18 protein-coding genes are annotated in these 20059 nt (G+C 65.8%); 4 read left to right on the top strand and 14 right to left on the bottom strand.

What is annotated here, in order from left to right; genetic code table 11:
* Window positions 1-14: 14 nt before the first annotated feature.
* Together ACODTA_RS05120 and ACODTA_RS05115 are read left to right on the top strand one after the other, a co-directional pair.
* Complete coding sequence (locus tag ACODTA_RS05120; protein ID WP_489064720.1) at window positions 15-2216, top strand: TonB-dependent receptor; 2202 nt, start codon at window positions 15-17, stop codon at window positions 2214-2216.
* 13 nt (window positions 2217-2229) lie between these two features.
* Window positions 2230-3003, top strand: coding sequence for an SDR family NAD(P)-dependent oxidoreductase (locus ACODTA_RS05115; protein ID WP_489064719.1), 774 nt, complete (start codon window positions 2230-2232; stop codon window positions 3001-3003).
* A gap of 49 nt (window positions 3004-3052) precedes the next feature.
* Here the strand turns inward: ACODTA_RS05115 and ACODTA_RS05110 are convergent, their stop codons facing one another.
* Genes ACODTA_RS05110 through ACODTA_RS05050 form a run of 13 tightly spaced genes read right to left on the bottom strand, consistent with a single transcriptional unit; the run spans window position 3053 to window position 15164 of the window.
* Window positions 3053-3514, bottom strand: a complete 462-nt coding sequence (locus ACODTA_RS05110; RefSeq protein ID WP_489064718.1) for a MaoC family dehydratase — start codon at window positions 3512-3514, stop codon at window positions 3053-3055.
* Window positions 3511-4293: an SDR family oxidoreductase gene (locus tag ACODTA_RS05105; protein ID WP_489064717.1), complete on the bottom strand. Its 783-nt coding sequence runs from the start codon at window positions 4291-4293 to the stop codon at window positions 3511-3513. The genes ACODTA_RS05110 and ACODTA_RS05105 overlap by 4 nt, the downstream gene beginning before the upstream one ends.
* Before the next feature lie 11 nt (window positions 4294-4304).
* Window positions 4305-5486: an acyl-CoA dehydrogenase family protein gene (locus ACODTA_RS05100; RefSeq protein ID WP_489064716.1), complete on the bottom strand. Its 1182-nt coding sequence runs from the start codon at window positions 5484-5486 to the stop codon at window positions 4305-4307.
* Window positions 5483-6511: an acyl-CoA dehydrogenase family protein gene (locus ACODTA_RS05095; protein WP_489064715.1), complete on the bottom strand. Its 1029-nt coding sequence runs from the start codon at window positions 6509-6511 to the stop codon at window positions 5483-5485. The genes ACODTA_RS05100 and ACODTA_RS05095 overlap by 4 nt, the downstream gene beginning before the upstream one ends.
* A 1-nt stretch (window position 6512) precedes the next feature.
* Window positions 6513-7415, bottom strand: a complete 903-nt coding sequence (locus ACODTA_RS05090; RefSeq protein ID WP_489064714.1) for an SDR family oxidoreductase — start codon at window positions 7413-7415, stop codon at window positions 6513-6515.
* Between the two features lie 5 nt (window positions 7416-7420).
* On the bottom strand, window positions 7421-8572 hold the full coding sequence (locus ACODTA_RS05085) for an acetyl-CoA C-acetyltransferase (protein WP_489064713.1): 1152 nt from the start codon (window positions 8570-8572) through the stop codon (window positions 7421-7423).
* 10 nt (window positions 8573-8582) lie between these two features.
* Window positions 8583-9596 carry an acyl-CoA dehydrogenase family protein gene (locus ACODTA_RS05080; RefSeq protein ID WP_489064712.1) on the bottom strand — a complete coding sequence of 338 codons (1014 nt, stop codon included), beginning with the start codon at window positions 9594-9596 and terminating at the stop codon, window positions 8583-8585.
* 5 nt (window positions 9597-9601) lie between these two features.
* Window positions 9602-10753, bottom strand: coding sequence for an acyl-CoA dehydrogenase family protein (locus ACODTA_RS05075; protein WP_489064711.1), 1152 nt, complete (start codon window positions 10751-10753; stop codon window positions 9602-9604).
* Window positions 10753-11502, bottom strand: coding sequence for an enoyl-CoA hydratase family protein (locus ACODTA_RS05070; protein ID WP_489064710.1), 750 nt, complete (start codon window positions 11500-11502; stop codon window positions 10753-10755). Before ACODTA_RS05070 ends, ACODTA_RS05075 begins: the two co-directional genes overlap by 1 nt.
* Window positions 11503-11505: 3 nt before the next feature.
* Window positions 11506-12585 carry an NAD(P)H-dependent flavin oxidoreductase gene (locus ACODTA_RS05065; RefSeq protein WP_489064709.1) on the bottom strand — a complete coding sequence of 360 codons (1080 nt, stop codon included), beginning with the start codon at window positions 12583-12585 and terminating at the stop codon, window positions 11506-11508.
* A complete protein-coding gene (locus ACODTA_RS05060; RefSeq protein WP_489064708.1) occupies window positions 12585-13472 on the bottom strand; it encodes an enoyl-CoA hydratase in 888 nt (295 codons plus the stop codon). Before ACODTA_RS05060 ends, ACODTA_RS05065 begins: the two co-directional genes overlap by 1 nt.
* A 2-nt stretch (window positions 13473-13474) precedes the next feature.
* The gene (locus ACODTA_RS05055) at window positions 13475-14275 is read right to left on the bottom strand and encodes a CoA-transferase subunit beta (protein ID WP_489064707.1); all 801 of its coding nucleotides are present in this window, start codon (window positions 14273-14275) and stop codon (window positions 13475-13477) included.
* A 13-nt stretch (window positions 14276-14288) separates the two neighbouring features.
* A complete protein-coding gene (locus ACODTA_RS05050; RefSeq protein ID WP_489064706.1) occupies window positions 14289-15164 on the bottom strand; it encodes a CoA transferase subunit A in 876 nt (291 codons plus the stop codon).
* A 95-nt stretch (window positions 15165-15259) separates the two neighbouring features.
* Between ACODTA_RS05050 and ACODTA_RS05045 the strand changes: the two genes are divergently transcribed.
* Both ACODTA_RS05045 and ACODTA_RS05040 read left to right on the top strand, forming a co-directional pair.
* The gene (locus ACODTA_RS05045; RefSeq protein ID WP_489064705.1) at window positions 15260-16054 is read left to right on the top strand and encodes an SDR family oxidoreductase; all 795 of its coding nucleotides are present in this window, start codon (window positions 15260-15262) and stop codon (window positions 16052-16054) included.
* Between the two features lie 43 nt (window positions 16055-16097).
* Complete coding sequence (locus tag ACODTA_RS05040) at window positions 16098-17702, top strand: FadD3 family acyl-CoA ligase (RefSeq protein WP_489064704.1); 1605 nt, start codon at window positions 16098-16100, stop codon at window positions 17700-17702.
* A 56-nt stretch (window positions 17703-17758) separates the two neighbouring features.
* Here the strand turns inward: ACODTA_RS05040 and ACODTA_RS05035 are convergent, their stop codons facing one another.
* Window positions 17759-19942 (bottom strand): TonB-dependent siderophore receptor, encoded by a 2184-nt coding sequence (locus ACODTA_RS05035; protein ID WP_489064703.1) that lies wholly within the window; start codon window positions 19940-19942, stop codon window positions 17759-17761.
* Window positions 19943-20059: the final 117 nt, after the last annotated feature.

The raw sequence follows: 20059 nt of genomic DNA, 5'->3' as shown, positions 1-20059 counted from the left end.
GGGGAGGGATGACGATGTCGAAAACGGCTCTGCTCGTATCGGTTGGCCTGTCGGTGCTCGTGCCGACGCAGGTTCTTGCGCAGTCGACCGAGGCGACGGTGGACGCGGCAGCGGCGCCGGAAGACCAGGCGATGAACGATGGCGAGATCGTCGTCACCGCGCAGCGCCGTTCGGAATCGCTGCAGAATGTGCCGATCTCGATCACCGCGCTGACCGCCGACCAGCTTGCGTCCGCTGGTGTCGCGTCCACCCAGGATCTGACGCTCGCCACGCCCGGCCTGCTCTGGGCGAAATCGAGCAACAATTCGCAGCCCACCATCCGTGGCATCGGCAGTCGCAACGCCAGTGCGGGCGATGAACCCAATGTCGCGACCTTCATCGACGGCGTCTACCAGCCCGAACAGGCGACGACGGCGCAGGAACTCTCCAATGTCGAGCGGATCGAGGTGCTGAAGGGGCCGCAGGGCACCTTGTTCGGCCGCAACGCCACGGGCGGTGCGATCAACATCGTCACCAAGAAGCCGAGCTTCGAGACCACCGGCGATGCGAGCCTGACCTATGGGCGCTATGATTTCATGAAGGCGACGGCTTATCTGAGCGGTCCCATCGTCACCGACAAGCTGGCCGCCAGCTTTGCGGCGACCGGCCTGCGCGACGACGGCTATATCCACAATATCTATCTCGATACCGAGCAGGGCGTGCGCAAGGCGGCGATCATCCGTGCGAAGCTGTTGTTCGTGCCGAGCGACACCGTCGAGATCCAGCTCAACGGCCTCTATAATTACAGCTGGGACAACGTCACCTATTCGGGCCAGCCGCTGAACGGCAATTCGCAGGCGCGGCGGGCAACGGCGGCGCAGAATCCGCTGAACCTGCCGATCGACGTCCGGGTGCCTGGCAAGCCCTATACGACCTCCGAGGCGACGGTGCCGTTCTTCCGGCTCAACCAGTATCTGGTCGACGGCCATGTCTCGATCGATCTGGGCGGCGCGGTGCTCGCCGGGCTCGCATCCTGGTCGGAAACGCACGGCTTCTCGCATTCGGTGACCGACATCTCGCCGCTCAGCCTGTCGATCAACGATTTCCGGCAGCGTGGGCGCGCCTATAATCAGGAAATCACGCTCACCAGCGACACCGACGGCCGGCTTTCTTGGCTGATCGGCGCGACCGGCTTCCAAAGCCGCACGCTGTACGACCCGCTGACCAGCATTTCGCCGACCACCACGACGCGGCTGGTTTATGGCCAGAAATCCAAGGCGATCGCCGGCTTCGCCGAGGCGACCTATGAAGCGATCGACGATCTCTTCCTGACGGCGGGCATCCGCTATAGCTGGGATCAGAAGCAGTCCTACAACCGGCCGCTCGCAACCAATGTCGTGACGCAAGGCAAGGAAAGCTGGAAGGACTGGTCGCCGCGCGCGGTGATCCGCTACGAATTCGGCCGGGGTTCGAACGTCTATGCGTCGTACACCCAGGGCTACAAGGCCGGCACCTTCAACGCGACCACGGTCAACGGCACGCTGATCCCCGCCAATCCGGAGCGGATCGAAGCGTTCGAAGTGGGTGTGAAGACCCAGCCGGCGCCTGGCATCACCGTCAACGCCGCCGCTTTCCACTATAACTACACCGATCTGCAGGTGAGCCTGGTCACCACCGTCAACAACCAGATCGCGACGCTGCTCCAGAATGCGCCCAAGGCGGAGGTCGACGGCTTCGAGATGGATGTCAGTGCGCGCGTGGCCGAGGGGCTGCGCTTCAATGCCGGTGTGTCGCTGCTGAAGCCGAAGATCGTCGATTTCGTCAACGCGTCGGTCAACGTGCCCGTCCTCGTCAGCGGGCTGCCGGGGGGCAATTCCACGGTCGGGCCGGTCGATGTTTCGGGCAACGATCTGATCCGTGCACCGCGCTGGACGCTCAATTTCGGCGTCAACTACGATACGTCGCTGGCGGGCGGCGTGCTGACCGTCAACGCATCCGCCTTTTTCAGCGGTCGCTATTTCGTCGAACTCACCAATCGCGTGAAGCAGCCGGCCTATGAAGTGGTCAATGCGTCGGTGGCGTGGCGCTCGCCTGATACGCATTGGCGCCTGTCGGTGTTCGGCCAGAATCTCACCAACCAGAAATATTATGCTGGTGCGATCATCACCAATTTCGCCGATAACGTCTCCTATCAGAAGCCGCGCTGGTTCGGTGTTTCGGCAGGCTATTCCTTCTGACCGGAGAGCTGAATTGGACGATCGTGATTTCGGCGACGGCGCCGCGCTGATCTTCGGGGCGACAGGCGGGATCGGCAGCGCTGTCGCCGCCACCTTCGCTCGCGCCGGAAGCGATGTCGCGATCGGCTATCGGTCCAACCAGGCACGCGCCGACGATCTGCACGATGCGATCTCGGCGATGGGCCGCAGGGCCAGCCTGCATCGCTGCGACGTGACCGAAGTGTCGGATGCGGCCGCGGCCGTGGCCGACGCGGTCGCGGCACATGGGCGGATCCATACGATGGTGTGGGCCGCCGGGCCGCTGGTCGACCAGGCCTATCTGGCCGATGTCACGGTCGACCAATGGCGTCGCGCGGTCGATATCGAAACCCACGGCTTCTTCAATGCCGCTCGCGCCGCGATCGCGCATATGCGTGGAACGGGTGGTGGTTCGATCGTCCATCTGGGATCGGCGGGCGATCTGCGCTGGCCACCTAAGGACGGGCTTTCGGTGGTGCCCAAGGCCGCGAACGAGGCACTGGTGAAGGGCATCGCGCGCGAGGAGGGGCGATACGGCATCCGCGCCAACAGCGTGCTGATCGGCGTGATCGAAGCAGGCATGTTTCTCGAACTCTCGAAACAGGGCGCTTTCGACGAGGTCTGGGCGAAGGACGCGCTGCGCAACCTCGCGATCAAGCGCTGGGGGCAGCCTGGGGAGGTCGGCCATGCGGCGGTCTTCCTGGCGTCGGAGCGGGCGGCGTACGTCACCGGACAGCAGATCGCGGTGTCCGGGGGATACGGGATTTGAAGGCGTTTCCCTGTCATTCCCGCGTGTGCAGGAATGACAGGGGAGGACATCAGGCCGGGTAGAAACGGCTGATCGTATCGACGACGCAGGCCGGCTTCTCGACACCCTCGATCTCGACGGTCACGCGAACCACCGCCTGGATGCCGCCCTTGGCTGCCTCGGCCCTGACCAGTTCGCCGACCCCGCGAATGCGGCTGCCGACGCGGACGGGGTTGAGGAAACGCAGCGCGTCCGTCCCGATATTGATACCCATAGAGACGCCGCGCACCTCGATCAGTTCGGGCAAGAAGCGGTTGACCAGGCTCATCGTCAGATAGCCATGCGCGATCGTCGCGCCGAACGGGCCGTCCTTCGCGCGTTCGGGATCGACATGGATCCACTGATGATCGTCGGTGGCCCGTGCGAACTGGTCGATGCGCTCCTGTTCGATCGTCACCCATTCGGTTGGGCCGAAACGCTCGCCCACCGCGCCGGGCAGATCGGTAGGTGTGTCGAAGATGCGCGCGCTCATGCCTGCTGGCTCGAGACTGAGACGATTTCGCCGGTCATGTAGGAGGAAAGATCGCTGGCGAGGAACAGCATGACATTCGCCACCTCCCAGGGCTCGGCATAGCGGCCGAACGCCTCTTTCTCGGTCAGTTCCTCGAGCAGGCCGGGGGGCGTGACCTTGGACAGCGAGGCATGCATGGCGAGGCTCGGCGACACCGCGTTGATGCGCACGCCCTGTTCGGCGGCTTCGAGCGCCGAGCAGCGGGTGAAGGCCATCACACCGGCCTTGGCCGCGGCATAATGCGCCTGCAGCTTCTGCGCGCGCCAGCCGAGCACCGACGCATTGTTGACGATCACCCCCGCCTGGCGCGCATACATGTGGGGCAGGATCGCGCGCGTCATCCGGAACACGCTGGTCAGCGTGACGTCGAGCACCTTGTGCCATTGATCGTCGGTCATCTCGACCACCGGCGCGGCGCCGCCGAGCCCGGCATTGTTGATCAGGATATCGACATGGCCCATGCCCGTGATCGCGGCGGCGACCAGCGCCTGCACCTGCGCTTCGTCGGTGACGTCGCAGACCAATGTGCCGGGGCGGGCGAAGCCCAGTGCCGCGATCCGGTTGGCGGTTTCACCCAGCCGGCGTTCGTGCATGTCGGACAGGAACAGGATCGCGCCTTCCTCCGCCGCGCGCTGCGCCACCGCACCACCGATGCCGCTTCCGGCGGCGGCGGTGATCAACATGGTCTTGCCCTTCAGCAGGCCGGTCGGCTTCGGATATTGGGGGGCGGGTCTTGCCACGATCGGCTCCTTCACTTGAGGTCGCCGCGCGGCTCGCGCGGCAGGCCGAGCGCGCGCTCAGCGATGATGTTGCGCTGGATCTCGTTCGTGCCGCCATAGATGGTGTCGGCGCGCGAATAGAGAAACAAATTGGGCAGCATCGGAAAGGCATAATCATGCCCCGCGGCGATCTCGCCGGACAGGCCGAGCACATCCATCGCCAGTTCGCCCAGGTCGCGCCGCCAGGTCGCCCATTGGATCTTGTAGGTGAGCGCGGAGGCGCCGAGCGTTCCGCCTTCGGCATCGCTCAACATGCGCAGCGCGCCATAGCGCATCAGCTTCAGCCCGATCTCGGCCCGGGCGATGCGCTGGCGGATCAGCGGGTTGCGGGCCTCGCCATTGGCGCGTGCGGCGGCGATCACCGCGTCCAGCTCGTTGCGGAAACCCATTTGCTGCGCAAGCGTCGAGACGCCGCGCTCGAAACCAAGGAGCGCCATCGCCACCGCCCAGCCATTGCCGGGCTCGCCCAGGATATTGGCGGCCGGGGTGCGTGCCTCGTCGAAGAATGTCTCGTTGAACTCGGCCTCGCCGGTGATCTGGTGGATCGGGCGGACGGTAACGCCCGGCTGATCGACGGGCACGAGCAGGAAGGACAGGCCCCTCGGCCCTTTCGATCCCTCTTCTGTCCGCGCGATCACGAAGATCCAGTCGGAGAATTGCGCGAGGCTGGTCCAGACCTTCTGGCCCTCGATCACCCAGTCGTCGCCGTCCCGCCACGCCTTGGTGCGGACATTAGCAAGATCGGATCCGGCATTGGGTTCCGAATAGCCCTGGCACCAGATCTCCTCGCCGCGCGCGATCGCGGGCAGGAAACGGGCCTTTTGCGCCTCGGTGCCGAAAGCGAGGATCGTCGGCCCGGCAAGCTCGATGCCGATATGGTTGAGCCGGGGCGGGGCGCCGGCGCGCGCATATTCCTCGGCGAAAATCACCTGTTGCGCCAGGGTCGCGTTGCGGCCGCCATAGGCGCCCGGCCAGCCGACACAGCTCCAGCCGGCTTCACCCAGCCGTTTTTCCCAGTCACGTCGACGCTCGGGCGCGTCGGTCAGGCTGGTAAGACCATGGACGTCGGCAAAGGAGCCTTCCAGTTCGGTCTTGAGCCACGCGGCGGCTTCCGCGCGGAACGCCTCTTCTTCGGGGGAGAAACCGAGCTTCATGCCGCTTCGTCCAGTCCGGCGAGTTGCGCGATCTGCTCGCGGTGCCAGTCGGGCGTCCCCAGCAGGCTGGCATCGCTGCGCGCGCGCTTGAAATAGAGATGCGCGTCATGCTCCCAGGTGAAGCCGATGCCGCCATGGAGCTGGATCATCTCGCCCGCGCAGTGGCGGTAGGTGTCGCAGGCAAAGGCCTTGGCGGCATGGACGGCGAAGGTCGCTTCGTCCGATCCTTCGTCGATCGCGCAGGCCGCCCAATAGACCGCCGAGCGCGCCTGCTCGACCATCACCATCATGTCGGCGAGCCGATGCTTGACCGCCTGGAAGCTGCCGATCGCGCGCCCGAACTGAATACGCTCGCCCACATAGGCGACGGTCCGGTCGAGACAGGCCTGTGCGCCGCCCAGCGCGTCGGCGGCGATGGCGAGCCAGCCCATGGTCAGTGCCGCCGCAACAGCGGCGTGCGGATCGGCGAGCGGTTCTAGCACGGCATGGCCGGTTTCGATCCGCGCATAGGGCCTGGTCTGGTCCATCGACGTGAGCGGCGTCACCGTCAGCCCCGGCGCATCCCGGCGGACGATAGCGGCGCGGTCGCCCGTGGCGATGACGAACAGGTCGGCGGCCGCGCCATGCGGTGCGATCAGGTTGCCGTCATCGGCGATCGCGACGCTGGCAACGAGTTCGCCGGCGGCGAGCCGGGGCAGCCAGCCTTTCTGTTCCTCGGTGCCGCCTGCCAGGATCGCGGGTGCGGCGAGGCCGAGGCTTGCCAGCAGGGGCAGGGCGGCGACCTGCGCGCCCGCCTGCTCGGCCAGGATCGCGAACTCGACCATGCCGAGCCCGGCGCCGCCGCGCTCCTCGGGCAGCGCGACCCCGGCCAGTCCCAGTTCGCCGGTAAAGCCCTGCCACAGGGCGCGATCGACACCGTCGGCCGCCATTGCCGCACGCGTGCGGTCGCTCGTCGCGTTCTCGACGAAGAACGCCTTCGCCGTTTCGGCGATCATCGCCTGTTCGTCGGTGAAGGCGAAATGCATCTCAGCTGCCCCACACCTTGCGCGGCGCGGCGCGTGCGGCGAGCAGCCCGTCGACCGCGGTGCCCACATCGGCCGGCGCCCATCTGGCCTGCTGCTCGACGGTGGGGCCGAGGTTCCAGCCATCCTCGATCGTGATGCGGCCGCCCTCGAGTTCGAAGACGCAGCCGGTGACGTGGCGCGACCGTTCCGATCCGAGCCAGACGACGGTTGGCGCGATATTGGCGGGATCCTGAACGTCGAACCCGCTTTCGACGGCGGCCATCTTGTCGGCAAAGGCCTGTTCGGTCATCCGCGTGCGCGCGGCGGGCGCTAGCGCGTTGGCGGTGATGCCATAGCGGCCGAGTTCGGCGGCCTGGACGAGCGTCAGCGCCGCGATGCCGCCCTTGGCGGTCGAATAGGCCGCCTGGGCGATCGAGCCCTGCAGGCCGGCGCCGCTGGTGGTGTTGATGATGCGCGCATCGACGGCATTGCCCGCCTTTTGCTGCGCGCGCCAATAATCGACCGCGTGGCGGCTGACGCAGAAATGGCCGCGCAGATGAACGTGCATCGTCGCGTCCCATTCCTCGGGCGTGGCGGAGACGAACATGCGGTCGCGCACGATGCCGGCATTGTTGACGACGACATGCAGGTCGCCGAACGCCGCCACCGCGGCATCGACGATACGCTTCGCCGCCTCCCAATCGGTAATGTCCTCGTAATTGGCGACGGCATTGCCGCCTGCCGCCACGATCTCCGCGACGACGCCGTCGGCGGCGGAGGTGTCGCGGCCTTCGCCCGACAGGCTGGTGCCGATATCGTTGACGACGACATTCGCGCCTTCGGCCGCGAAGGCAAGCGCATAGGCGCGGCCGAGACCGCGTGCCGCGCCGGTGATGATGACGGTGCGTCCGTCGCAGATACCCATCGGTCCTAGAGCCTTTCGATGATGGTGACGTTGGCCTGGCCGCCGCCTTCGCACATGGTCTGCAGGCCATAACGGCCGCCGGTACGTTCGAGCGCGCCGAGCAATGTGGTCATCAGCCGCGCGCCGGTGGCGCCGATCGGATGGCCGAGCGCGATCGCGCCACCCTGCACATTGACCTTCTCATGCGGCACGCCGAGTTCCTGCATCCAGGCCATAGGGATCGACGCGAAGGCCTCGTTGCATTCGAACAGGTCGATATCGTCGACGGACATGCCGGCTTTCTGCAGCGCATATCGGGTCGCCGGGATCGGGCCGGTCAGCATCCAGACGGGGTTGTCGGCCCGCACCGAGATATGGTGGATGCGCGCGCGCGGCTTCAGGCCATGCGCCTTCACCGCGGCTTCGCTGGCGATGAGCAGCGCGGCCGCGCCGTCGCAATTCTGGCTGGCGATGCCGGCGGTGATCGCGCCGCCCTCGCGCACCGTCCTGAGCGCGGCGAGCCCTTCCAGGGTCGTGCCGGGGCGGACGGTCTCGTCGGCGTCGAGCCCGTCGAGCGGCGCGATCTCCGCCTTGAACCAGCCATTGTCGATCGCGCGCTGCGCACGGGCGTGGGATTCCACCGCGAACGCTTCCATCGCATCGCGCGCGATGCCCCATTTCTCGGCGATCATCTCGGCCGAGCGGATCTGGTTGACCTCTTCATCGCCATAGCGCGCCAGCCAGCCGGGCGAGCCGAGAAAGGGGCTGTCGAAGCCATAGGGCTGGCCAGCATACATCGCCGCCGAGATCGGGATCGCGTTCATCGCCTGGCTGCCGCCCGCGACGACCAGGTCCTGGGTGCCGCTCATCACCCCCTGCGCCGCGAAATGGACGGCCTGTTGCGAGGATCCGCATTGCCGGTCGATCGTCACGCCGGGGACATGCTCGGGCAGCCCGGCCACCAGCCACGCGGTGCGGCCGATATCGCCCGCCTGCGGCCCGATCGTGTCGCAGCAGCCCCAGATCACGTCGTCGACCAGAGCGGCGTCGATGCCGGTGCGGGCGATGAGCGCCTTGATCGGATGCGCGCCCAGATCGGCGGGATGCACCTGCGCCAGGCTGCCTTTCTTGCGCCCGATCGGGGTGCGGACGGCGTCGATGATATAGGCTTCAGCCATTCATTGTTCCTCAGGTAAAACTGTGGCCGGGGCCGATCGGAAGTGTGCCGCCGATCACGGCGGCGTCGATCCGGCCCAGATGGAAGGCGCGATCACCCCACGCGGATGCGAGCGCCCAGGCGCGCTTCATCCAAAAATGCAGGTCGACCTCATAGGTGTAGCCCATCGCGCCATGGATCTGGATCGCGGTCTCGGCGGTCGCCCAGGCGGCGTCGGACGCGGCGAGCTTGGCATGGCTGACATGGACCGCGGCATGGGCCGCGCCTTCGCCGAGCGCGACCGCCGCGCGCTGCACCACGGGCCGCGCGAAGGCGATCTTCACCGCCGCGCTCGCCAGATGATGCTTCACTGCCTGGAAGCTGCCGATGGGCTGGCCGAACTGGCTGCGCGTCTTGGCATAGTCGGTCGCTTGGCCGAGCATCGCATCCGCAATGCCGATCTGCTGAGCGGCGGCGATCAGCGCGGCGTGATCGAGCAGCGCATCCGCCGAGCCGATCGCGACACCATCGACCGATGCCGGCACGAACAGGCGGCGCAGCGGATCGACGCTGTCGAGCGGCTGTGCCGCGCCGGTGCGTTCGGCGAGCAGCAGGACGTCGCCATCCGCTGACAGGACATGGCTCGCAGCGTCGAGATCGGCGGTCCAGGGATTGAGCGGATGCTGGAGCGCCAGCTTCGCGCAGCCGGCGGCGATGCGTTCGAGCAGTGCGTCCTGTCCACCGGCCGCCGCGAGCAGCGGTGCGGCGACAAGCGCGGTATCGGCAACGGGTTCGGCGACGCCGGCGCGGCCGAACTCGATCGCGATGCCGACGCCGTCGAGCAACGACAGGCCGAGCCCGCCCTGCGCTTCCGGAACCAGCAGGCCCGGCAGCCCCATCTCGACCAGCCCCTGCCAGACCGCATCGGAACGGCGGCTGTCATCGGCATCGAGGCTGCGCAACACTTCAGCACCGTGCATGCCCGCCAGATAGTCGCGGACGCCTTGCGTCAGCGTCGCCTGATCGTCCGAAATCCTGAAATCCATGGCCGTTACCTCGGCAGGCCGAGCAGGCGCTCGGCGATGATGTTGCGCTGGATTTCGTTCGATCCGGCATAGATCGGGCCGGAGAGCGAGAAGATATAGCCTTCGAGCCAGCTATTGAGCCCGCCATCGTCCAGGTGGCGCAACTCGGCGGCGGCACCGAGCAATTGCATCGCGGTGCGGTGCATCGCCCGGTCCAGTTCGGACCAGAAGATCTTGTTGAGGCTGGCTTCGGCGCCGATATGGCCGCCCACTATGATCTGCGAGGCGACGGCATAGGTGTTGTAGGCATAGGCCTGCGCATCCATCCATGCCTGCATCACCTGCTCGCGTGCGGCGGGCGATGCCTTGGCCTCATGCTTGCGGAACAGCGCCACCAGCCGTGCCGCCGCCGCCTGGAAGCGGGCGGGGGAGCGCAGCATCAGCCCGCGTTCGAAGCCGGCGGTCGCCATCGCGACGTTCCAGCCTTCGCCTTCGCCGGCGATGCGGTTCGCGACGGGCACGCGCACCTCGTCGAAGAACAGCTCGGCGAAACCGGGATCGCCATGAAGCTGGCGGATCGGACGGCGGGTGACGCCGGGCGCGTTGAGATCGAACAGGATGAAGCTCAGCCCCTTGTGGCGCTTCGAGTCCGGATCGGTGCGGAACAGGCCGAAACCCCAGTCGGCGAAGCTCGCGCGGCTCGACCAGGTCTTTTGCCCCGTGATCACATAATGATCGCCGTCCCGGATGGCCTTGCTGGTGATCGCCGCCATGTCCGATCCGGCATTGGGTTCGGACCAGGCCTGCGCCCAGATCACCTCGCCCCTGGCCATGGGCGTCAGGAAGCGGGCCTTCTGTTCATCCGTGCCGAACTCCATGATGGTGGGGCCGAGCAGGAAGATGCCGTTCTGGTTGGCGCGCAGCGGCGCGCCGGCACGATAATATTCCTCTTCGAAGATCAGCCACTGGATCAGGTCGAGCCCGCGCCCGCCATAGGCCTCCGGCCAGGTGACCATGCCCCAATTGCCGGAGGCGAGCTTGCGCTCCCATTCGACGTGCTGGCGATAGCCTTGCTCGCACTCCAGTGTGAGGAGCGGTTCGCGGGGAACGTTCGCCTCCATCCACGCGCGGACTTCCGCGCGGAAGGCCTGTTGTTCGGGTGTATAGGCGAGATCCATCAGAATTTCGCCGCCGTGCCGCTCTCGACAAAGGCGTCGCGCGCCTTCTGGCTGTCCTCGTGCATGTACATCTCGAGCGTGAAGCCCTGCTCGAAGCGATAGCCATGATCGACGTCGCGTGGTTCGAGGCCGTTGAGCGCTTCCTTGGCGAGGACCAGCGCCTTGCGCGACTTGCCCGCGATGATCGCGGCGAAGGCGCGCGCTTCGTCCACCAGCGCCTCACGCGGGACGATCTTCTCGACGGCGCCCAGGCGATAGGCTTCCTCGGCCGGGATATTGCCACCGGTGAAGAAGGCGGCGCGCACCTTGTGCAGCGGCAGCATGCGCGACAGGTGCGAAGCGCCGCCCATCGCGCCGCGATCGACCTCCGGCAGCGAGAAATAGGCATCGTCGGCGGCGATGATCGTGTCGCTCGCGCCACAGATGCCGATGCCGCCGCCGATCACGAATTTATGGACGGCGGTGACGACGGGCACCTCGCAGTCGCGCACCGCCTTGAACGTCAGGAAATTGCCGCGATTGAGCAGGGTGATACGCTCGGGATGCGCCTGCATCTCCTTGATGTCGACGCCGCCGCAAAAGCCGCGTCCCTCGGCGCGGATCAGCACGACATTGACGTTCGGGTTGCTGCCCGCCTCGCGGATGATCGCCGGCAAGCTGTTCCAGGTTGCGCTGTCGAACGCGTTGACCGGCGGCTGATCGAAGACGATCTCCGCGATACGGTCTTTGATCTGGGTATGGATCGGCATGGTTCAGGCCACCGTTTGCGAGGGAGGGGAAAGGGCGGCGAGGCGTGCGCGCGCCTCTGCCTCGATGCTCGCGACGAGGTCCGCGCAGCTTGGCAGGTCGCCGAGCCGCCCGGCGACGAGCCCGGTTGCCATCAGCCCGTGATCGGGATCGCCCTCGACCACGGCCTTCTGGATCAGCATCGGCGCGGATGCCGCCATCATCGCCTGGGGCAAAGTGAGCCCGCCATGGCTGGTCATGCCCTTGGCCGCCCTGAACAGATCGCCGAACGATGCGCCGGTCTGGCGTTTCATCTGCAGTCCGCTTTCGATCGCGCGCCGCCAGATGCCGATCCCGGTCGAGCGTTCGATCCGGTTGAGCAGTGCGTTACGGATCATGCGCTGGGGCAGGCCGTCGACCTTGGTCGAGACGAGGATGTCGTCGGTGCCGGCGGCAGTGTAGCGTGCCTTGGTAGCCTCGGGGATCGGGCTTTCGCGCGTCATCAGGAAGCGCGTGCCCATCGCGATGCCGACCGCGCCATAGGCAAGGGCTGCGGCAAGCCCGCGCCCGTCGCCGAAGCCGCCCGCCGCGATCACCGGTATCTTCACGCTGTCGAGCACCTGCGGCAGCAGCACGGTCGATGCGACCGAGCCGGTATGGCCGCCGCCTTCGCCGCCTTGGACCGTCACCATGTCGACGCCCAGTTGCACCATCTTCTGCGCATGCTTGACCGCACCGACGGTGGGCACGCAGAGGATACCGGCATCCTTGAAGCGGCCGATCATCCTGGCATCGGGACCGCGCCCGAAGCTGACAGCGCGGATCTGGTCGCGATGCTTCAGGATGATCTCGACGATCTCCGCCGCGCCCGGCTGGAACATGTGAAAATTGACGCCGAAGGGCCGGCTGGTGCCTTGCTTGACCGCGAGGATCGCGGTTTCGAGTTCGGCCGGCTGCATCACCGCGCCGGCCAGGAAACCGACGGCGCCGGCCTCGCTCGACGCGATGACGAGCGAGGGCGTCGCGATCCAGCCCATCGCGGTCTGGATCACCGGTACGCGGCAGCCGAGCCGTTCAGTCAGGACGGTGTTGAGCGGATCGGCCATCAGCCGGCGTCTCCGTCCTTCGCGGCGGCATCCTTCTTGTTGGCTTCGGCCATCGACTTGCCGGTGAGCCCGGCCAGGCTGTTGCCGGTGGTCAGATCATTCTGGGCGTGCGCGAAATGGTGCATGTGGAAAACGGCATCCATCGCCGTGCGCTTGCCGCGCAGATCCTCGACATGGTTCACCGCCTGCTTGGTGAGCGACAGGCCGAGGCGCGGCATCTCGGCGAGCTTCTCCGCCACCCTGCGCGTCTCCGCCTCCAATTCGGCGCGCGCGACGATGCGGTTGACCATGCCCAGTTCATAGGCGCGGGCAGCGGGCATGCGCTCGCCGAGCAGCAGGAATTCCTTGGCGACGCGCGGCGGCAGTTCGAAGGCATGGGCGAAATATTCGACGCCGGGAATCCCCATGCGGACGACGGGATCCTGGAAGAAGGCGTCGTCCGACGCGATCGTCAGATCGCAGATCCAGGCCAGCATCAGCCCGCCGGCAATGCACGCGCCCTGCACCATGGCGACGGTCGGCTTGGGCACGTCGCGCCAGCGCCGGCACATGCCCAGATAGACTTCCTGTTCGCGCGTGTAGAGGAATTCGGCGCCGGGCTTGTTGGTGTGATCGGGCCAGAGCAATTTGCGGTCGAACGTCCTGGTGACGTCGCGGCCCGGCGTGCCGATGTCGTGGCCGGCCGAGAAATGCTTGCCCGCGCCCGCCAGTACGATCGCCTTTACCTCGTCGTCATCGACGGCGCGGCGGAACGCGTCGTCGAGCGCATAGGTCATCTGGCTGTTCTGCGCGTTGTTGAAGCTCGGCCGGTTCATCGTGATCCAAGCCACGGCATTCTCGACGCGGTAGAGAACGGGTTCGTCGGTTTCGTAGACGATATCGGCCATGGTCAGTGCCTCCGGCCTGCGGGATTGTCCTTGAGCACGTTCGCGCGGAGATTGTGCGGATCGAAACGCGCGATGATCGCGAGCTGTTCGGCGCTGGGCGCCGGCGTCGTTGCGATCTCGGCGGCAGCCTCGAGCGCGAAGCCGGTCGCCGCCTGCACCTGATCGAAGCTGATGCCGGGGTGGAGTGAGATCACGCGGATCGCATTGTCGGCGCCGCCGAAATCCATGATGCAGAGATCGGTGACGATCAGCCGCAGATCGACGAAATCGAACCGGGCGCCGGGCACGCGCCGGGCCGGATTATAGCCGACGCTCGACACCATATCGACCTCGCCCTCGACGAAGACGCGCTTCGAATGCTGGGGCACGAACATCGAATTGATGTGACAGATCGAATTGCCCGGAAAGCCGCGTGCGCCGAGCATCTGCACCTTGGGCCGGTCATAGCTCCCGCCGAGATACGATATGTTCGTCTGCCCGAACCGGTCGATCTGGCTGGGCGTGACCATGGCGTGGCGCTTGCCGGGCCAGACCGCCGCATCGAAAAAGCGCGAGAAGGGCAGGTAGCCGGCGGGCTTGCGGTCGTCATAGCCGCGCGGCCCGATCGGCACCGGATCCTCGACCAGCCAGGCCTCGCCATCGGTCATCATCAGTTCGGGCGTATGCGTCACTTTGGCGAGCGAGGCGGCCAGGCGCGGCGCCGGGCCGATGCCGGTCGCGACGAGTTCGCCATTGCCGCGCCAGGCCTCGGAGGCGGCGACGATCAACTGTTCGCAGAGCGTGAATTCGGGTGAGATGGGCATGACCGTCATCCCCTCAGAAAATGGGCAGGGGAAGGGCGGAGACGGCGGCGCTGCCGCCGACGCGGTCGAGATAACCGGCCTCGTCGGCGCCGATCGTGCCGGCGGCGAACGAGTCCCAGCCGCCATCCTCGCGCGCACTGTCGGCATAGGCCTTCAGATGCTTCATGTCCCAGCCGTAGAGCGGCGGCATCGAGGTCGGATGCGCGCCCAGCGGCGCTTCGATCACGCCGTGGACGAAGCAGCGCTCGACGATGTTGGAGCGGGCGTCTTCCGGATAGCTGTGATCCATGCGGTCGACCACTTCCTCCGCCGAAACGAAGGTCTTCCCCGCCGCGCGCGCGAACCATTCGTCATAATAAGTGTCCGGGCCAAGCGCCTGGATATTGCCGAGCCGGTCGGCGCGATGGACGTGGAGCAGCGCGGCGTCGAGCCTGAGCGCGGGCATCGCCAGCAGCACTTCGCCATCGTCATAGGGTGATTGCACCGTCCGGAAGCCGCCATGCGTCATCACATCGGTGCCGAGCCCGACATGGGTGGGCAGGAAGGGCAGGCGGAACGCCGCAGCCTTCAGCCCCCATTGCAGCATGCCTTCGTCCAGCTCGAGCACATCGAGCGCGCCGGCCTCGCGGCTCTTGCGGAAATAGGGTTCGAGCGGGATCGCGTCCATCGAGACGAAGCCGAAGATCAGCTTCTTCACCTTGCCCGCCGCGCACAGCATGCCGACGTCCGGCCCGCCATAGGCGACGATCGTCAGGTCGGTCAGGTCCGATCGCAGGATGGCGCGGACAAGCGCCATCGGCTTGCGGCGCGGGCCCCAGCCCGCGATCCCGATCGTCATCCCGCTTTTCAGCGATGCGACGAACTGCTCGATGGTCAATTGCTTGTTCAACCCGCTCTCCCGTCCTGCAGACAGGTGTTGCATGGCGGGCGGGCGGAACCTCCGCTACCACCATATGGAGAGAGACATTCGCGGCGGCCGGTAGAATGGATGTGGTGAAGGATCTGGAGGTGGCCATGGCGGAAAATGAGCGGCGCGTGGCGCTGGTGACGGGCGGCGCGCGCGGTATCGGCCGCGCGATCGCGGAGCGGTTGCTGGCGGATGGCATGACCGTCGTGATCTGCGGCCGCAACGCCCCCGACGATCTGCCGAACCACGGCGATGCCGTTGCGGCATTCGAGACGTGCGATGTGCGTTCGGCCGAGGATGTCGATGCGATGATCGACCGGATCGTCGCGCGGCACGGGCGGCTCGATCTCGCGGTCAACAATGCGGGCGGATCGCCCGAGGCGCCGGCAGCGACCGCATCGCCGCGCTTTTCCGAACGCGTGCTGGCGCTCAACCTGCTCGGCCCGCTCCATGTCGCGCAGGCGGCGAACCGGATCATGCAGGCGCAGGCAAAGGGCGGCGCCATCGTCAATATCGCGAGCGTGTCCGGCACGCGGCCATCGCCTGGCACGGCCATCTATGGCGCGGCCAAGGCTGGATTGCTCAACCTGACGGAAACGCTGGCGATGGAGTGGGGGCCGCTGGTCCGCGTCAATGCCGTGATCGTCGGCCTGGTCGCGACCGAGGCTGCGATCGAACATTATGGCGGCGAGGATGGCATGAAGCGCATCGACGCCATGCTGCCGGCGGGCCGGATGGCGCGCGGCGAGGATGTCGCCAATGCCGTTGCCTTCCTCGCGTCACCCGATTCCGCTTATGTCAGCGGCGCGCGGCTTGCGGTTCATGGGGGCGGCGAACGGCCGATCTTCCTGGGCCTGGCCCGGGGCGAGTGATCTCGGGCGTCGTCATGCCCTCCCCGAATAGGGGTTGCGATGCATGGGGGCGTCGATCACGCCCGATCGCGGAACAGCAGAACGGACGGCCCCGATCGTGACAGATGGCAAGCGGACGATTCCGCACATGGTTTTCGCATCCGCCCGGCGCTTCGCCGATATCGAGGCGATCCGTGGAGAGGATGGCAGCTCGTTGCTCTATCGCGACCTGGAAGCGCGCGCGCGTCAGGCCGCCGCCGCCTTTATCGCGGCTGGAATCGTCGCAGGCGATCGTGTGGCGATCTGGGCGCCCAATTCGGTCGAATGGATCATCGCCGCGCTTGGCGTGCAATCCGCGGGCGCGGCGATCGTGCCGCTCAACACCCGGCTGAAGGGGCGCGAAGCCGGTTATATCCTGCGCACCAGCGGCGCGCGGATGCTGCTGACCGTTTCCGAGTTCCTGGGCGCCGATTATCCCGAGATGCTCGACGGCGAGGATCTGCCGGATCTGGAGCGAACGATATTGCTGGCGGGCGACAGGGGCGGAGTGAACTGGAGCGATTTCCTCGCCGAAGCTGCGTCGGTCGCACCATCTGAGATCGATGCGCGGCTTGCTGCGATCGAAGAGGATCACGTGTGCGACATCCTGTTCACCTCCGGCACGACCGGCCATCCAAAGGGGGCGGTGACGACGCATGGCCAGAATATCTGGGTCTATCTGCGCTATTCGGAAACCTATGGCCTGTGTGCCGGCGATCGTTTCCTGATCATCAATCCCTTCTTCCATAGCTTCGGCTACAAGGCGGGCTGGCTGGCGGCATTCCTGACCGGATGCACGGTGTTGCCGCACGCGGTGTTCGACGCAAAGGCGGCATTGCGGCGGATCGAGCGCGAAAAGGTGACCGTGCTCCCCGGACCGCCGACGCTTTACCAGAGCATGCTGGCGGCGGATTATCGCAGCTACGACCTGTCCTCGCTTCGGCTCTCGATCACCGGCGCAGCGTCGGTGCCGGTTTCGCTGATCGAGGCGATGTGGACCGATCTCGGCATCGATATCGTGCTGACGGCCTATGGCCTCACCGAAACCTGCGGCGTCGTCACCATGTGCCGCAAGGAGGATGGGGTCGAGACGATCGCCAATACGGCGGGCCGCCCGCTTGACGGCGTCGAACTTCGCATCGTCGATGGCGATGGCGCGGAATTGCCGGCGGGGCAGGCGGGCGAATTGCTTGTGCGCGGACCCAATGTGATGTTGGGTTATTTCAACAATCCGGAGGCGACCGCCGCCGCGATCGATGGTGATGGCTGGCTAAGGACCGGCGATGTCGCGGTGCTCGATGCGGCCGGCAATGTGAAGATCACCGATCGCGCCAAGGACATCTTCATCGTCGGCGGCTTCAATGCCTATCCCGCTGAGATCGAGGGCCTGCTCGCTGCCAATCCGGCGGTGATGCACTCCGCTGTGATCGGCGTTCCCGACGAACGGCTGGGTGAGGTGCCGAAGGCTTATGTGGTGCTTCGCCCGGGCGCGAGCGCGTCACCGGATGAGATCATCGCCTGGTGCCGGGAGAACATGGCGAACTACAAGGTGCCGCGTCAGGTGGAAATCCTGGACGCCTTGCCGATGAATGCGTCGGGCAAGGTGCAGAAATTCCTGCTTCGCAATTAAAAATGATGGGGGCGGGGCCGGGAACCCCACCGCCATCGATGGCTGCAACCTTCTGATCAGAAGCCGAAGGACAAGGCGAATTTGACCGAGGGCGGCGCACCATAGGCAATGAAGTTGCCGCCGGTGGACGCGAAATAGCGTTCGCCGGTGATGTTCTGGGCATTCACCCGGGCAACCATGTCGGTGCCATGGAAGGTGAAGCTGTACGATGCGCCGAGATCGTAAAGCGTATAACCCGGCAGGAAGAGCGAGTTCTGCGGGTTGATCGCGCGCTTGCCGGTGTAATAGGCGCCGCCGTTGATCGCCAGGCCGGGGATCACGTCGTCGAGGCGATATTCGCCCGAGATCGACCATTGGGTCTTGGCGGTGTTCTCGATCAGCTTGCCGACCAGAGTAGCATCCGCCGTCAGCCCCTGCTTGGCACGCAGGAACAGCGCCGAGGCGTAGATCGAGAAATCTTCGGTCACTTCGCCGGTCAGGCTGAGTTCGGTGCCGCGATATTTCGCGCGGCCGTCCTTCACGAAGAAATTGGCGGCGTTGGTGTAGGTGAGCTGGCGCGTGATATCGAAATAGGCGGCGGTGAACAGCAGGCCCTTTTTCGGTTCGATCTTGATGCCGCCTTCATATTGCTTGGAATCGCTGGCCGGCAGGATTTCTCCCGCATTGTTCGCGGTTTGCGGCGCGCCCGGCGTCGATTCCAGGCCCTCGATATAGGTGCCGTAGACGCTGACCCATTTGACCGGCTTGACGACGAGGCCGCCGGAAAGCGCGAGCGGCTTGTCTTCGAAGGTCGTGCGCGTGCCCGCGTTCGCGGTCTCGGCGGTTTCCTTGTAGATCGACTTGCGCGCGCCGACGAGGACGCTGATCAGGTCGCCATTCGGACCGCCGAACTTCGCGCGATCGAAGATATAGAAGCCGGTATCGTGGATCGCGGTGTCGCGCGTCGGGTCGTAGGCTGATGTGCCCGAGAAGGTGAGCGGGCGTAGTGCCACCGGGTTATAGGCGTTCTGGACGCAATTGGCCGCCAGGCCAAGCGCGACGCAATTGGTTGCGTTGGTAATCGTGAGCGCCGGCGCCGAATATTGGCGACGATAGTTCTTCGACGCGCCGAGCAGCAATTCGTGGACGATCGGGCCGGTGGCGAAGGTGCCGGCGATCTCCGCGCGCATATTGCGATTGCGATAGAGCTGGCCGTCGGCAGCCGTCAGATTGAGCGTGCCGTTGCCTGTCACCGAATTGAAATTGTTGAGACGGCTGAAGCGGCGATCCCGGTCGAGATAGGAGATGCCGCCCTCGACGATCGCGTTCCAGGCGGGAGAGATGTCCCAGGAGATGCGGCCGAGGATATTGGTTGCCTTGGCGACGTTGTAGAAGCCCTGGCCGCCCGCATTGTTACTTGCCGATGGCAGCTTCGGGACGATCGTGAGCAGGCTGGCGACGGCGGTGGGGCCGGAGAGTACCGTCGGTTCGGTCACCTTCTTGTAGATACGCTCGACGTCGAGGTTGATCTGGATGTCGTCGGTCGGGTCGAGCTGGAAGGCGCCCGAGATGAAGGTGCGGCTGCCCTGGGTGCGGTCGATGCCCGAATCCACGCCGCCGCCGGCGACGTTGATGCGCGCACCGAAGATGCCGACGGTCGCGCTGGCATCGAGATGCGCGATCATCTGGCCGTGATCGTTGCCCGACAGATTGACGTAGAGCATCGGGTCCTGGGTCGGCCGCTTGGTCGTCAGGTTGATGATGCCCGAAGGTGTTGTGAAGCCGTAATAGAGCGCGGAGGCGCCCTTCAGGGCTTCGACGCGTAGCTTGTTCTCAAGCGGAAGGTCGATCAGGTTGACGATCGGCAGCGATCCGTTGAGGCGGTAATTGCCGCGATTCTCAACGGGAATGCCGCGGATCGAAAGATTGTTGTAGACGGTCGGGCTGGTCTGCGAACTGGTGACGCCCGGCGTGTTGCGCAGCGCGTCGAGCAGGCCCTGCGCCTGTTGCGATTTCAGAAGCTGCTCGCTGATGACGCTGACGGTGAGCGGCGTATCGATCTGGAGCGCACCACGGAAGCTGCCGGCCTGCACATAGTCCGCGCCATAGCTGTCCTTGCGGTCGGCGGTGACGACGATATCCTCGAGTACCGGTTCCGAGCGATCGTTCGGCGCATCCTGTGCGAAGGCAGGTGCGACCGCGATCAGCGCGGCGGTGCTGGCCGAAAGCTGGATCAGTTTCTTGAAGTTCGCGTGTTTCATCATCTACCCCCCTTATTCTTGATTTCGCCGCCCCGTTTTTGCCCGCGGGCGTGCGCTGGTTTCCGTGAAGGATCACCAAGCCTCGATCATTCGATAGACCGTCTTTCTGTCACGAGC

This window comes from Sphingomonas sp. FG14 (genome assembly GCF_057809675.1).
The sequence above is the reverse complement of the archived record's forward strand: the minus strand, read 5'-3'. Positions and strand labels throughout refer to the sequence as shown.

Bases quoted from the DNA above. Each gene is read 5' to 3' on its own strand.
- ACODTA_RS05120 (WP_489064720.1), top strand. From the start codon at position 15: ATGTCGAAAACGGCTCTGCTCGTATCGGTTGGCCTGTCGGTGCTCGTG.
- ACODTA_RS05110 (WP_489064718.1), bottom strand. From the start codon at position 3,514: ATGAGCGCGCGCATCTTCGACACACCTACCGATCTGCCCGGCGCGGTG.
- ACODTA_RS05100 (WP_489064716.1), bottom strand. From the start codon at position 5,486: ATGAAGCTCGGTTTCTCCCCCGAAGAAGAGGCGTTCCGCGCGGAAGCC.
- ACODTA_RS05095 (WP_489064715.1), bottom strand. From the start codon at position 6,511: ATGCATTTCGCCTTCACCGACGAACAGGCGATGATCGCCGAAACGGCG.
- ACODTA_RS05090 (WP_489064714.1), bottom strand. From the start codon at position 7,415: ATGGGTATCTGCGACGGACGCACCGTCATCATCACCGGCGCGGCACGC.
- ACODTA_RS05085 (WP_489064713.1), bottom strand. From the start codon at position 8,572: ATGGCTGAAGCCTATATCATCGACGCCGTCCGCACCCCGATCGGGCGC.
- ACODTA_RS05080 (WP_489064712.1), bottom strand. From the start codon at position 9,596: ATGGATTTCAGGATTTCGGACGATCAGGCGACGCTGACGCAAGGCGTC.
- ACODTA_RS05075 (WP_489064711.1), bottom strand. From the start codon at position 10,753: ATGGATCTCGCCTATACACCCGAACAACAGGCCTTCCGCGCGGAAGTC.
- ACODTA_RS05070 (WP_489064710.1), bottom strand. From the start codon at position 11,502: ATGCCGATCCATACCCAGATCAAAGACCGTATCGCGGAGATCGTCTTC.
- ACODTA_RS05065 (WP_489064709.1), bottom strand. From the start codon at position 12,585: ATGGCCGATCCGCTCAACACCGTCCTGACTGAACGGCTCGGCTGCCGC.
- ACODTA_RS05060 (WP_489064708.1), bottom strand. From the start codon at position 13,472: ATGGCCGATATCGTCTACGAAACCGACGAACCCGTTCTCTACCGCGTC.
- ACODTA_RS05055 (WP_489064707.1), bottom strand. From the start codon at position 14,275: ATGCCCATCTCACCCGAATTCACGCTCTGCGAACAGTTGATCGTCGCC.
- ACODTA_RS05045 (WP_489064705.1), top strand. From the start codon at position 15,260: ATGGATGTGGTGAAGGATCTGGAGGTGGCCATGGCGGAAAATGAGCGG.
- ACODTA_RS05040 (WP_489064704.1), top strand. From the start codon at position 16,098: ATGGGGGCGTCGATCACGCCCGATCGCGGAACAGCAGAACGGACGGCC.
- ACODTA_RS05035 (WP_489064703.1), bottom strand. From the start codon at position 19,942: ATGAAACACGCGAACTTCAAGAAACTGATCCAGCTTTCGGCCAGCACC.